This window comes from Halovenus salina, from assembly GCF_026410925.1.
GTDB classification, from domain to species: Archaea; Halobacteriota; Halobacteria; order Halobacteriales; family Haloarculaceae; genus Halovenus; species Halovenus salina.
Map to the genome: position 1 here is coordinate 3,104,900 of NZ_CP112972.1, position 12,303 is coordinate 3,117,202.

A 12,303-nucleotide genomic window follows, 5' to 3' on the forward strand; every position below is an offset into this window, starting at 1 on the left:
CCACGGCGTGAACGCCGTGGTATTGCGCCTGTTCAACCTATAACCAGACCGACCAGCGTGTGGGATGTATTCTATGACACGCTGTCGCTAGCCGACACTCTACGCTAAACACTGGCGTCGTGTCTGACGTAAAGCCTAAGCACTCGGGGGTACGGTCACAGTGTATGGGGCTCATGAGCAAGATATTCGGGGAGGGTTCCTCGCGACAGACCGAAGACTATGTCGAGCTTTCGGCCGACGGTCTGGCAGTCGAGGACACAAACCCCGACACGGAGATCCGCATCGCAAACATCGGCGAGAAGACCGATGTCATCGATATCAAAGACGAGGTCTACGACGGCAACATCGTCCTCGCCGATATCACTCGTCACAGCACCAAAGACAGGACGATGGAACACATCACCGACGAACTCAAACAGGTCGTCAACGAGGTCGGCGGCGATATCGTCCAGAAAGACGACGACCAGCTGATCATCACCCCGTCGGGCGTTCGTATCAGCCGCGAACGAATCGACCACTGACGCCGCTTACGCGACGTTGTCCGGTGTCTCGTCGTCTTCCACGTCGCGTTTCATCGAGTCGCGACGCGCTTTGGCGTCTCGTCCCGTCGCGGCCTCCAGAAAGTTGTTTTTGACCGCGACGGCATCCTCTGCGGCGTCGAAGTGCCCTTCCTCGATAACGTCCTCGGCCGGCCGCTCCTCGATGTCGAGCGCGATCTTGTCTTTCTTGCCCGAATAGGCCACGGTACCGGCCGTGACACGCTTGAAAACCGGATTTTTGGGGTCTTCAACGACCAGCAGGTCACTGTCCTTGTAGTCCTCGGTGGTGGTCACATCGCCGAAGTAGTCCTCGACAAACTCCTGCATATCCTCGACTCGGTCTTCTAGATACTCTCCCCGTCGCATCTTGTATTCGCGCATGAACGAAGGGTTACTCGGCGATGTTTTTACCTCTATCGGAGCAGATTAGTCGGTCTGGTGGTCGAGCGTGGCCATGTGACACTCCGGACAGAAATCGCCCTCGCGTAGCGATGACGACTCCACGGGTGTCGAGAACTCACACTCCGGACAGATGAACGTACCTTCCGGAACAGTGAGTGTATCGCTCTCGATGCTCCTGGGGGCACCATCTTCAGGCTGGGGGTCGATTTCAGTCGACATCTCCCACTCCTCTCTGTCGTCCTCGGCCTCGGGTTCGGGCCAGGAGACATCGTCTGGCGACTCGTCGTCGCCGTCTGTCGACTCCTCGGGCCATTCGCCCGGGTCACGCTGGCGCTCGTCCTCAGCTTCCTCGTCTTCGTCCTCGTCGTCGAGAATAACTGCGTCGTCCTCCGTGGAGTCGACGACCTCGTCTGTTGTGACTGACCCTGCGCCCGACACTGTCGCCTCGGTGTCCGGAATCGCTACCTCTTCGGTCGGCCCAGAAGAGGCCGACTGCGCTGGCTCTCGGACGTCGTCCGCTGTGGAGTCGTCTCCGGACTCGTCGAGCTCGTCGCCGACGATGTCCGCCGCTGTCTCCAGGGTCGTCACCTCCTTGTTCTCCGAAACGGTACGGGACTCACCACACCGAGTACACGTCTCTACCTCCCGGACGGTGATGATGACCTCGTTGCCGTCCTCCTGTCGGTCGCGTTCGACCTCGGCGTCACCAAATTTGTGGCCGAGTATCGCGCACTTGTAACCCATTGCCAAGAGTTCCCCGCGTGTCCCACATAAGCGTACTGTTTGTGCGAGTCGAACTTATAAGAGGTATCCTCCCGTACTCCCGTACAATGATGCTCAAGCCGGAGTACCGCGACCGAGAGGAGACAGATGTCGCGGTGCTGGGCACCCTCGCAGAGCGCCCCGAAGATGGCCTGACTGTCTTCGAACTCCGGGCCGCCGTTGAGGAGGATATCGACACCATCGAGACCGCGCTGTCACGGCTCAAACGCGACGACCTGATACGGATCGAACAGGAGCGCGGACAAACCGTAGTTGTCCCACAGGAGCGCGTGCTGACCAACGGCACCAGCGAGGAGACAGAGACAGATGCCTTCGATAGAATCCGCGACTGGTTCCCCTTCTGATACTGGTGGCTGTAACCATCTCACCAGCCACCCGTCGTGAGATCCGGACAGCCTGTCACACAGACGTTCGCCGAAGACGGTTGTTACGTAAGTACAGCCACCAGTATGAGATACGTAGCGCTTTTGTCTCCCTGGCGAGAAGTCCGAGGTATGTTTGGAGGCGGAGGCGGTCTCGACCCGAGCAAGATGCAACAGATGATGAAACAGATGGGTATCGATATCGACGAACTCGACGCCGAGGAGGTCATCATTCGGACCTCCGAGGAGGAACTCGTCTTTACCGACGCCGACGTCCAGCGCATGGACGCCCAGGGTCAGGAGACATACAACATCGTCGGTGAACCCGAGCGACGAGAGCCGGGCGAAACGAGTGACTCGGCGACCGACGAGGAGGAGGAGGGCATCCCACAGGACGATATCGAACTCGTCGCTCAGCGTACCGGCACAAGCGAGGACGCGGCTCGTGAGGCACTGGAAGCCACCGACGGCGACCTGGCGGCCGCTGTCTCGCGGCTCGAATGAGCGACCCGCTGCTGTTCGTCTACGAGGACCGAGAGTATCTGCTTTCCCCCGGCGAGACGCTGGAATCTGACCTCGGCGTGCTGGAAGTTCCAGAGGATGTCTCGCCCGGCGAGACCGTCGAGACGCATCTCGGGACGGCGTTCACGGCGCGCAAACTCCGCGGTCCCGACCTGTTCAACCACTTCGAACGGACTGGTGCACCGATGATGCCCCGCGACGTGGGCCTCATCGTCGGACATACCGGTATCGCTGAGGGAGACCGCGTGCTCGATGCCGGCACCGGCACGGGTGTACTCGCGAGCGCGATGGCACGCGCGGGTGCCGAGGTCACGACCTACGAGAGCAACCCCGACTTCGCCGAGGTCGCCCGCGAGAACATGGAACTGGCCGGTATCGCTGACCGGGTGGACGTTCAGGCCGGCGACGTGACCGACAACCTCGACGGCTCTGGCTTCGACGTGGTGACACTCGACACCGCCGACGCGGACGCGGTCGTCGCACACGCGCCCGACCTGCTCGTCCCCGGCGGATTTGTCGCTGTCTACTCACCGTTCGTCGAGGATACCAGAGCTGTCGTCGACACCGCTCGCGAGGCAGGACTTTCGGATATCCGGACCTTCGAGACGATTCAACGGCGGATGGACTTCGATGACCGTGGTTCGCGCCCCTCGACTGCCGGCGTTGGACACACCGGCTATCTCACGTTCGCGCGAAACGAATAAGGCTCTTACCGAACTCAATGAAACAGCGGAATCTGTCGGGAAATTGGCTGGTCGGCCAGTGCAAGATACAATGCGCGAGTCTTGCACCCACAGGCAGTTCTGATCTGGGTCTCCCGATTGCTCAGTTTAGACGAGATGCCCAACAGATTGTAGTCAGAGGTAAGAACCCCACTGTGTCTTACCCCGACAAGAAGCTCTTTGATGAGTAACTGTTCAGCGAGGGTGAGGGTGACAGTTATTGTACGTGGTCCACTGAACAGAGCCGTTTGGGGTTCATATCCAATAGATAACTGGTGTACAGAAGTCTATCTCTGGTTCAGTCAAAGAGCATTTGAGCCATTTGCAGCAGACTAAACAACAGTATTCTCGAATCACCCCTGTCTTCGACTGCAGTCACAACCAAACTCACTAAAACAATTCCACAGAGCCAACAATACCTACAAGGAGCAGTATAATGACGAATAAGCGGTGACATGGTGCACACTAATCACGCGTCCAGCGGTTCACCAGAGCCTTCGAACCGGGGGCGTGCGTTCCGCACAAGTCGAGTCGCTTGATGCCTCACTTCTGGCTACCTGCTTCGTACTGGTCGAACCTGACGGTGACCGATGTGCCAGCCTTGCCGCTGTCGTACTTGATGGTGCCGCCAGCCTGGTCAACAACCCACTGGACGACCCACAGCCCCATGCCACTGCCGTGAGACAACTGTGTCTCCTCGCCACTCAAGAGCACGTCCAGCTCGTGGGCTGGGATGCCAGGGCCGTTGTCTCTGACGACCAGTACGGGCGCGGGTCGCTTTGTTAACGTCACCGTCACTTCAGGGGACGGGTCGTCGTTATGAATCGTGGCGTTCTCCACGAGATTGTCCACAACGGTCTCGATTGCCGGGATGGTTTTGACGACGCACTCCGCAGGCACATCCACGGTGAACGCGACTTCGGGATTCTGCAAGCGGTAGGTTTTGACGGTATCCCGGACGACTGCGGCGAGATCTACTGAGATTGGTGACCGCTCTCGCTCCAGCAGGCGTTCGACGGTGCGTGCCTTTTCACTGGTCTGGATAAGCGCATCGCTGGCCCTGACGGTTTTTTCGGCGAGTTCGCCTTTTCGACCGGTCAACTCGTTGGCCAGCATCTCGTTGATACCTCTAATAGTTTGCATTTCGTTGCTGATGTTGTGACGCAGAACTCGCGACTGAACCTGCCGCATCAAATCGAGTTCGCTCTCTCGCTTTTTGATGGCCGTAATCTCTCTGAGGACGACGACACGACCACGGACCTGTCCTTGTGGGCTACGAATCGGCGAAATGTCGAGGTCGAAGTGACGCTTTTGACCGTCGCTCGTGACGCTGATTTCTGCTGTCACGTCCTCGGCGTCAGAGAAGCGCTCGAACTGTTCGGTAAAGGGCGCGAAAAAATCCGCCGCGGGCTTTCCCTGCCAGTTACCGTGTTCGTCAACGAGAGACCGCGCTGCGGGGTTACTGTCCACGATACGCCTCTCGTTATCCACCATGACAACGGGGTCACCCATGGTTTCGATGGCCTGCTTGCGGCCGACGGGCACAATGTCCAGAAAGTTCCCGCCGTATAGCGCGCCGGCCATAATAAACGCCGTCACAACGAATCCGAGTACCGTCGGGTCGAAGGACAGCGATACCCAAAACTGCGAAAGTACGTTCAGCGCCAGCGGCGGAATCGCGGCCCCCAGCACAGCAATCATCTGTTGGCGGCGTATCTCGCTGGACTGGACAACTTCGCGACTACCAAGCAGGAAAGCCAGGACATTGAACCCGTGGGAGACGATGGTGTTAAGGACCCAAACCGGACCCATCTTCTCGAAGCGTATCGTCTCGGCAGTGAGTGAAACTTCGGGGCCATATACGAGGTTGTGCAGCGGATTCGTCCAGATTAGTATCTGGATAGCGACCGCCAGCGCCAGCACGCTCCTTAGCAGTACTCGTGTCGGCTCGAGGACGCCGGTGTACTCTGCGACGAGAATGAAAAACCCCGAGGCTGCGATGAGCGGTCCTGCCATCCTGAGTGCGAACGCGATCTGTGCCGGTCCCAGGGTAGTCGCGTAGGTCAGTCCCGCGTCAGCGAATGACCACGCGCTGATACCTAGGAGCACGAAGATGAACCCTGTCGACCCCGGCTTCTCGCGGTTGGCCAGCGCTGGTTTCAGCAGCGGAAGCGGCACGACGCCCCCCAGCATGAATACAGCTGTGAGCAGGAGCCGCTCGGAAACCATGTAGCCTGTCACACAGATTGATGCTAAACCAGTAAGAAGTCTGTGGTTGTCGGTATCAGACACTCTTGTGTGGTCACGAAAACCGAATGGCTGTCAGCGCCGCTCTCAATCGTCTATTTTGATTGTGTCATTTCTGTGGAAAAACAGCCACTGCTTTCCATTTAGTCTATATACCGCTGAGCGAGTGATTCCCGAGATCTCGTCGAAATAGAGGTCAGTTTGCAGGCTGTTTGAGTAGGTGATTTGTGATTAAGAGTCAAGAACAAATGTGGCCAACTGCTGTATTGATCTTCTATATTCAGCAGCCAGTATTGGCCCATCTCATATCCCGAATAATTGTTTCGCCAAATTAGGTAAGAGCCACGAATCATTCTACTGTTCTGGCGGCGCGTTCAGCCGCGGCCGCTCGACGCGCCGTTCCGTGTCGCCGTCGAAGCCGACTTCCCTAGCGTATTCGACGATTGCGTCCCGTCCGAGGCCGTACCGCTCGACGACGTCGTCCTCGTCGAAGGCGTCGTTGACGTGGTCGGTATCGATGACGTAGTCGTCGGCCGCGAGCGTGTAGGTCTGTTCTGGGTCTATCGGCTCGCCGTCGACCGTCGCCTCGACCAGCTCTCCGGCCTGGTCGTCCCAGACGAGGGTCGCCCCGCTGACGTGCGAGCAGTGGCGGTCGGGCTGGCCGTCCTCGTGATAGCCAAAGGGGACCGCCACGAACGCCTCGCGGAGTCGCTCCCCGGACAGCTCGACGAGCGCGAGTTTGTCTTCGTACGGCGAGAGACTGACGACATCAGACACGGTCACGTCGCCGACCAGCGGGTCACCGGAGCGGATGCCGCCCGGCGGGCTGAGCGCCACGTCCGCGCCCGTTTTCCACCGGAGCGCGTCGGTAATGAGACTCCCGACGGTGCTCCCGGCAGTTGTCACTGCCTCTTCGGTCCGGGGAATCGGCGTCTCGACGGTCGTGACAACGTCGTCGAGTCCGTACTCGCGGTGTTTCTCGCGGAGCAACTCGACCACGTCCTGGTCGACGTGCCCGTCGTCGACCTGATGAACAGCGGTCTGTGTCTCCTCGCCGAGGACGACTTCCGAGACGTATCGCCCGGCCCGTCCGGGACGGACGACGGCGGTGCCCGCAACGACGGCCTCGTGAACGTCGTGGACGTGGCCGCCGACGACCGCGTCGACATCGGTTTCGGCCGCGATTCGCTCGTCGATTCGGCCACAGTGTGAGATGACGACCACGTAGTCTGCCCCATCCTCGCGGAGTCGTTTTACCTCCGCCCGGACGTCCGGGACGGGGTCCTCGAAGGAGACTCCCTCGGCCGCTGGATTCATCACGGCGGTTTTCGGGTGGGCAACGCCGACGATGCCGACTCGTTCGGAGCCGGCCTCGACGAGTGTCCTTGGCTCGGTCTCCGTGTCAGCGAACCGCTCGCCGTCGACCGTTGCGTTCGCACAGAGCCACTCCTGTGGGGCGTCGCCGGCGAGTTCGCGGGCTCTGTCGCCCCCGAAATCGAAATCGTGGTTGCCGAACGTGTCGGCGTCGGGTTCGACCAGCGCGAAAAACGAGAGCGCGATACGACCGCGTGTTTCGAGCGAGAGGGCACCAGGGGCTGTGTTGTCGCCGCTGCCCACGACCACGGTCTCCTCGTCGCGGAGGGCTTCGATGGTTCCCGCGAGGGCACCACACTGCTCGGGTTCGTCAAGGGCGGTCTCCAGGTCAGAATAGTGGAGAAGACGGACGCTCATATCTGTCCTCAAGGAGGCCGAGGAATCAACGTACCGATTCTACTCGACGCCCCGGAGCAGCGAGAAAAACTCCTCCCGATAGGCCGAAGGCGACCGGGTGAGTCGCGGGTCGTCTGTCTCCAATCCGAAGAACTCGGCGAGGCCGACCTGGGGGTGACCGCCCGTGACGATGAGTGCGTCGTCGCTGGTCGTCCAGGGGGCAACCCAGCAGGCAAGCGGGAGCCGACCATCGGACAACGGCATCGCGGCGGCGAATTTCGTCACCTGTGCTCGCCGTCGGTTGCCGACGCGGAGGCGCTGGGACCCGTCGCGCTCGATGTCGACGAGCCCGCGCTCTCGCAGGCGTTTTTTGAACGTCCGACGAGCCTCTTTCCGGAGCATCGACCCGATTGCGGCTGGCGTCACTCCGGGCGGAAGCGGCGGGTCGAAGGCGAGCCGCGAGGCTGCAAAAAAGCGGAGCAGACCGTCGAACTCCTCGCCGCGCGTCTCGGTGAGTGCCTCTGCGGCCGCTGTATCGGCGTACTGGACGGTCGCAGTTCGTATCTGGACCGTCGGCAACGAGAAGATTGTCTCCGTCGATAGCTCAGTCCGCTCCCAGCCCCCCTCATCGAGTTGCGATGTCGGTACGGTCGGCGGGGCTGGGTCGGGGGTCACGGTTCAGTGATCGTCTTCACGCCACTTGTGTTCGCACTCGGTACAGACGAAAAACCGGGTCTCGCTCTCGTCTGCGGCACGAATCTGTTGCATGTACCAGTAGGCGGTGTCGTTGTCACACTGTGGACACTGCTGGGTGGTCGTCGGACGGCCCTGGTCCTCGGCGTCGCTGATGTCGACGATTTCGCTCTCTTGTTGGCCGGTCGTCGTCACCATCCCCTCCTCTGTCTCTTCGTTTCGGGATTTCTCGTAGCCACAGCTTCCACAGACCCACGTGCCGTCCTCTGTCTTCATCATCGAACCACATTCGTCACAGAATTCCATGTCCAGGGGTATGCCCGCCCGCGAAGTTAAATTGCTGGATTCAACGTTCAGAAATCAGGCAGGTCGTCTGGGGCCTCGTAGTCGCCCTCCCAGTCGATGTACTCGTCTTTGAGCACGTCACAGACCAACTGGCCGAGCTCCGTTATCTCGGCGTTGATGCCCGAGACAGTCTCCCAGGAGTCGATATCCGGGTGGTAATCCCGTTCCTTCCAGTCCTCGGGGATTCCCGGCGCGTGATATCCGACTCGCTCGGCAAAGGAGTCCCAGAAGAAGTCGAACTGGTCGAGCATCGCCAGGTCCTGCATGATTCCGAACGCCTCCTCGTCGAGGTCGGCCTGCTCGCTCCACTGTGAGAACGCCTCCTCCCAGGCCCCTTCTCGCAGGAACTCCTCCAGCTCCTCACGTTTGTAGTCGGTGTCGCCGACGACCTCGGCGTCCTCGTACTCGTTTGGGTCCATCTGTTCGAGCTCTGGGGGGTCGGGGGTCTCTACGTCGAGGCTCATACGATAGAGTCGACTGCCACGAGCATAAATGTGTGAGTGCGCCGGGCCTCAATTCGTGTGGACACTTGACACTAAAGTGCGGATTTACGTTACCAGCAGTATTAGGGGCCGTGTACGACAACAGACAGCTATGAAACGACGCACGATGCTTCGCTGGACCGGCACGGCCGGTGCACTGGCAGTCGCAGGCTGTGTCGGCGACTCTGACGACGGCTCGACTGACGGGCAGGGTGACGGTTCGACGCCCGAACCGTCTCCGACGCCCGAACCGTCTCCGACGCCGAACCCAACCGAGGAGCCGACCGAGAGCGGCGAGGCAGGCGAGAGCCAGGAGGATGACACCGCCCGGGAGCAAGCAGATTCCGACCCAGTCGATGTCGTCAAAACGTTCGTTGCAGCCTGGCAGGATGGTGACATCGAGACGTTCAACAGCCTCATCGCGGAATCGGGCAATCTGGACCCGGTCACAGAGGACCAGACCGACCAGCTGACCGAGAACGCCCCGGAAATCACGAACATCAGCGGCTCCGGACGAACCGGTGACGGTGCGTCTGTCGAGTTGTCGCTGTTGTTCCCGGACGCAGAGGAAGCTCTGATGAGCAAGTTCGAGCTGACGGCAGCCGATGGCGAGTGGCGACTGTCTGATTTCATCCGAGTGGGACAGGAACATGCACCCAGTATCGAGTTCGACACGGACTGGGAAAGTGACACGTTCACCGTCACACACGCTAGCGGCGACAGCGTCCCTGCAGACGAACTGTTCATCCGCGGCGAGGGCATCGCTGACACTGGCGCGTGGCACGAACTCTCCGAGGAAATTGAGGTTGACGGCACTGTCTCCGCTGGCGACGCGGTCACGCTCGCCGTCGAAGACGAGTACAGCCTGTCAATCGTCTGGGACGACGGTGAGTACTCGACCACACTCCAGTCCTCTGCTGGCGCAAGCAACAGCGAATCCACCGGCGAGTCGCCTGTCGACGACCACCTCTCTGAGACCGACAACTACGACGGAACGGTCGTAGATTTCACCGGCGAGCAGCAGGCCACCGTCACGGTCGGCGAGGTCGGCGACTACGAGCAGGTCTACGTCTTTGACCCGCCTGCAATTCGCGTCGACGCCGGCACCGAGGTTGTCTGGGAGTGGGTCGGCGAGGTCGGACACAACGTCGTTGAGGCCGACGGCGAGTTCGAAAGCAACCTCCAGAACGAGGCAGACGATACCTTTAGCCACACCTTCGAGGAATCCGGCACCTACCTGTATCACTGCGAGCCACACGAGGCGCTCGGACAGAAGGGTGCCGTCGTCGTCGAATAGCAGTCCGCTACTGCGAGTCCGCGAGTGATTCGAGGCGTTCCAGTGAGTCTGCGTCCGCCGGGTCCTTGTCCTCGCGGACGCCGAGAAAGCGAGGGAATCGAAGCGCGTACCCCGCCGAGTACGTCGTCGACTCCTGTATCTCTTCGTAGCCGACCTCGAAGACGACAGCCGGCTCAATATCGACCTCGGCCCCATCCTCTGCCCGGATGTACTCGGTCAGACGCTCGGTTAACGCTTCCAACTCGGCGTCGGTGATACCGGTTGCGACCTTCCCGACGGTCGCGTGACCATCGCCGTCTCGCACTGACAGCTCGAAGGTTCCGAGCAGTTCGGCGCGCCGCCCTTCTCCCCACTCGGCACCAGTCACCACGCAGTCCAGTGTCTCGACGTCCGGTTTCCGCTTCAACCAGTTCTGCCCTCGCTTCCCCGGTGTGTATGCCGACTCGGGGTTTTTGAGCATGATTCCCTCGTGGCCGGCAGCCAGTGCCTCGGCCTCGATTTCGGCCACTTCGTCGGGATCCTCACTCACAACGGGGTCGGAGAGTTCGACGCCGTCTCCGGGGTCGACCAGTTCAGTCAGTCGGTCGTGGCGCTCGACCAGGGGCTGTTCGAGGAGGTCGGTGCCGTCGGCGTGGAGACAGTCGAATGCGTGGAGTCGCACCTCGACGTTCTCGCGCGCCCTGGCAACGTCGTGTTTCCGGCGAAATCGTCGGAGGACCTCCTGAAACGGAAGGGGGTCGCCGTCGTCGACAGCCACGACCTCGCCGTCGAGAATAGCGGGAGCACTCAGACTGTCCTCGACGCCGTCGACAACCTCGGGCAGCGGCTCGGTCACGTCCTCCATGTTCCGGGAGTACAGCCGGACGGTCTCCCCGTCGTAGTGGGCCTGAACGCGTGCGCCGTCGTATTTGCGCTCGACGACGACCGCACCCCAGTTGTCGATTGCGTCGTTGACTGTGCCGGTCTGTGCGAGCATGGCCTGGACCGGCCGGCCGACCACCAGACGTATCTCGGAGAGTCCGTCTGTCCCACTCTCACGGGCTGTCTCGGCGACGAGTCCGTAGTCGTTCGAGACTTGCAGTGCCGCCTCGACGGTCTCGATTGGCACGTCGAACGCGTTCGCGGTGGCGTCTCGAATTGTCCCTTCGCCGACGCCGATACGCATCTCTTCGAGGACGAGGCGCGCGAGATATTTGGCCCCGAGCGAGTCGGCCCGGTTGAACAGGTCGAAGAGAATATCGCCTTTCGTCTGCTCGCTGCCTTCTCCTGCCGTCTCTGCGAGCGTTTCGAGACGGTCGTCGACTTCTGAAACAGTGAGTGCGTTCCGGTCGCCGGCCCCGAACGCAGCCAGGCCCTGCTGGCCGCCGAGATCGAGGTCTGCGGCCACGCGGCCGATATCGCCCTCTGTCGCCACGCGTGCCTCCACGTCGTCGCCGCTGACGTTGGTGCCGCCAGCCCGTGCGAGAGCCTCGTAACAGCGCCGCGGCCCGATATCGAGCGTGGTCGACCGGTGGGCCGGAAAGACGCGTCCCAGCAGGAACCGCACGACCGTCCCGAGGTCGTCACCGGCGACTGCAAGCAGGTCGGCGACGCGCTCACAGCGTTCGATATCGCTGTCGAGTGATTCGATATCTGCGATGTGGTCGGCGAACTCGGCGAACTCCATAGCCGATGTTGTTGTGGGCCCGAAAAAACCTCGACGGTTACGAATGGGAAAGACTCACCCGCCAGCGGCAAGCGCAGTCACGAGTGGAAACGCTCAGGTGGCTAAGGGGCGAATCGCCTCCCGATGAAACAGGTCGTCGTCCCGGTCAGATATCCGCTGAGCGACCACTCTAGGGCCACACTCGCCCGTGCTATCGAGATTGCAGAGGAAGAAGACGCCGCGCTCTCGGTCCTTCACGTCAACCTCTACCAGAACAACCGACAGGTGACCCGCAGAGAGCTGAAAGATGCCGTCGAATCGGCCTTTGGAGCCCTCGACAACGCCCGCTATACGATTCGTAGCGGCCTGTTGGTCGAGGAGTCGATTCTCGAAGAAATCGCCGCCGAGGAGGCCGACGTAGTCGTCATCGGCAAGAAACAGGTCGGCCGGTGGCGCAAGATGATTCGTCGCCTCGCCGACGACCCGGATATCGAACAGTTCCTGCGCGGTCGCCTCGATTGTCGCGTGGTCACTGTCACTGCCGACGCATAGGC

General features: G+C 60.9%; 14 protein-coding genes. 6 read left to right on the forward strand and 8 right to left on the reverse strand.

The annotated features are described in order from the left end of the window. The first annotated feature begins 164 nt into the window (after window positions 1–164). On the forward strand, window positions 165–521 hold the full coding sequence (locus tag OSC37_RS15685) for a cell division protein SepF (protein ID WP_267162373.1): 357 nt from the start codon (window positions 165–167) through the stop codon (window positions 519–521). A gap of 6 nt (window positions 522–527) precedes the next feature. Here OSC37_RS15685 and OSC37_RS15690 read toward each other — a convergent pair whose 3' ends face one another. Both OSC37_RS15690 and OSC37_RS15695 read right to left on the reverse strand, forming a co-directional pair. Continuing rightward, window positions 528–920, reverse strand: a complete 393-nt coding sequence (locus tag OSC37_RS15690) for a DUF5611 family protein (protein ID WP_267162374.1) — start codon at window positions 918–920, stop codon at window positions 528–530. Window positions 921–965: 45 nt separating this feature from the next. Then, window positions 966–1,685 carry a DUF7093 family protein gene (locus OSC37_RS15695; protein ID WP_267162375.1) on the reverse strand — a complete coding sequence of 240 codons (720 nt, stop codon included), beginning with the start codon at window positions 1,683–1,685 and terminating at the stop codon, window positions 966–968. 86 nt (window positions 1,686–1,771) lie between these two features. Between OSC37_RS15695 and OSC37_RS15700 the strand changes: the two genes are divergently transcribed. The 3 genes from OSC37_RS15700 (at window position 1,772) to OSC37_RS15710 (ending at window position 3,312) form a co-directional block, all read left to right on the forward strand. After that, window positions 1,772–2,068: a DUF6432 family protein gene (locus OSC37_RS15700; RefSeq protein ID WP_267162376.1), complete on the forward strand. Its 297-nt coding sequence runs from the start codon at window positions 1,772–1,774 to the stop codon at window positions 2,066–2,068. A 150-nt stretch (window positions 2,069–2,218) separates the two neighbouring features. Next, the gene (locus OSC37_RS15705) at window positions 2,219–2,590 is read left to right on the forward strand and encodes a nascent polypeptide-associated complex protein (protein WP_267162377.1); all 372 of its coding nucleotides are present in this window, start codon (window positions 2,219–2,221) and stop codon (window positions 2,588–2,590) included. After that, window positions 2,587–3,312, forward strand: a complete 726-nt coding sequence (locus OSC37_RS15710) for a tRNA (adenine-N1)-methyltransferase (RefSeq protein WP_267162378.1) — start codon at window positions 2,587–2,589, stop codon at window positions 3,310–3,312. Before OSC37_RS15705 ends, OSC37_RS15710 begins: the two co-directional genes overlap by 4 nt. Window positions 3,313–3,873: 561 nt before the next feature. On the opposite strand, the gene OSC37_RS15715 is transcribed toward OSC37_RS15710, so the two are convergent. From OSC37_RS15715 to OSC37_RS15735, 5 genes are all read right to left on the reverse strand, one after another. After that, a complete protein-coding gene (locus OSC37_RS15715) occupies window positions 3,874–5,559 on the reverse strand; it encodes a sensor histidine kinase (protein WP_267162379.1) in 1,686 nt (561 codons plus the stop codon). 372 nt (window positions 5,560–5,931) lie between these two features. Then, a complete protein-coding gene (locus OSC37_RS15720) occupies window positions 5,932–7,308 on the reverse strand; it encodes a bifunctional metallophosphatase/5'-nucleotidase (protein WP_267162380.1) in 1,377 nt (458 codons plus the stop codon). Between the two features lie 39 nt (window positions 7,309–7,347). After that, window positions 7,348–7,962, reverse strand: coding sequence for a DUF6517 family protein (locus tag OSC37_RS15725; RefSeq protein ID WP_267162381.1), 615 nt, complete (start codon window positions 7,960–7,962; stop codon window positions 7,348–7,350). Between the two features lie 3 nt (window positions 7,963–7,965). Next, window positions 7,966–8,286, reverse strand: a complete 321-nt coding sequence (locus OSC37_RS15730) for a transcription factor S (protein WP_267162382.1) — start codon at window positions 8,284–8,286, stop codon at window positions 7,966–7,968. Window positions 8,287–8,333: 47 nt separating this feature from the next. Then, window positions 8,334–8,789, reverse strand: coding sequence for a DUF7992 family protein (locus tag OSC37_RS15735; RefSeq protein ID WP_267162383.1), 456 nt, complete (start codon window positions 8,787–8,789; stop codon window positions 8,334–8,336). Between the two features lie 130 nt (window positions 8,790–8,919). On the opposite strand from OSC37_RS15735, the gene OSC37_RS15740 reads away from it, so the two are divergent. After that, on the forward strand, window positions 8,920–10,104 hold the full coding sequence (locus OSC37_RS15740) for a halocyanin domain-containing protein (protein WP_267162384.1): 1,185 nt from the start codon (window positions 8,920–8,922) through the stop codon (window positions 10,102–10,104). 7 nt (window positions 10,105–10,111) lie between these two features. On the opposite strand, the gene ligA is transcribed toward OSC37_RS15740, so the two are convergent. Further along, on the reverse strand, window positions 10,112–11,770 hold the full coding sequence (gene ligA, locus OSC37_RS15745; RefSeq protein ID WP_267162385.1) for an ATP-dependent DNA ligase LigA: 1,659 nt from the start codon (window positions 11,768–11,770) through the stop codon (window positions 10,112–10,114). 123 nt (window positions 11,771–11,893) lie between these two features. On the opposite strand from ligA, the gene OSC37_RS15750 reads away from it, so the two are divergent. After that, entirely contained in the window at window positions 11,894–12,301 is a 408-nt protein-coding gene (locus OSC37_RS15750; RefSeq protein WP_267162386.1) for a universal stress protein, read from the forward strand. Window positions 12,302–12,303 lie beyond the last annotated feature (2 nt).

Excerpts from the sequence above, each read along its gene's own strand:
- OSC37_RS15730 (WP_267162382.1), bottom strand. The coding sequence starts at position 8,286 with ATGGAATTCTGTGACGAATGTGGTTCGATGATGAAGACAGAGGACGGC.
- OSC37_RS15720 (WP_267162380.1), bottom strand. The coding sequence starts at position 7,308 with ATGAGCGTCCGTCTTCTCCACTATTCTGACCTGGAGACCGCCCTTGAC.
- OSC37_RS15685 (WP_267162373.1), top strand. The coding sequence starts at position 165 with ATGGGGCTCATGAGCAAGATATTCGGGGAGGGTTCCTCGCGACAGACC.
- OSC37_RS15740 (WP_267162384.1), top strand. The coding sequence starts at position 8,920 with ATGAAACGACGCACGATGCTTCGCTGGACCGGCACGGCCGGTGCACTG.
- OSC37_RS15705 (WP_267162377.1), top strand. The coding sequence starts at position 2,219 with ATGTTTGGAGGCGGAGGCGGTCTCGACCCGAGCAAGATGCAACAGATG.
- OSC37_RS15750 (WP_267162386.1), top strand. The coding sequence starts at position 11,894 with ATGAAACAGGTCGTCGTCCCGGTCAGATATCCGCTGAGCGACCACTCT.
- ligA (WP_267162385.1), bottom strand. The coding sequence starts at position 11,770 with ATGGAGTTCGCCGAGTTCGCCGACCACATCGCAGATATCGAATCACTC.
- OSC37_RS15695 (WP_267162375.1), bottom strand. The coding sequence starts at position 1,685 with ATGGGTTACAAGTGCGCGATACTCGGCCACAAATTTGGTGACGCCGAG.
- OSC37_RS15735 (WP_267162383.1), bottom strand. The coding sequence starts at position 8,789 with ATGAGCCTCGACGTAGAGACCCCCGACCCCCCAGAGCTCGAACAGATG.
- OSC37_RS15690 (WP_267162374.1), bottom strand. The coding sequence starts at position 920 with ATGCGCGAATACAAGATGCGACGGGGAGAGTATCTAGAAGACCGAGTC.
- OSC37_RS15710 (WP_267162378.1), top strand. The coding sequence starts at position 2,587 with ATGAGCGACCCGCTGCTGTTCGTCTACGAGGACCGAGAGTATCTGCTT.
- OSC37_RS15700 (WP_267162376.1), top strand. The coding sequence starts at position 1,772 with ATGATGCTCAAGCCGGAGTACCGCGACCGAGAGGAGACAGATGTCGCG.
- OSC37_RS15715 (WP_267162379.1), bottom strand. The coding sequence starts at position 5,559 with ATGGTTTCCGAGCGGCTCCTGCTCACAGCTGTATTCATGCTGGGGGGC.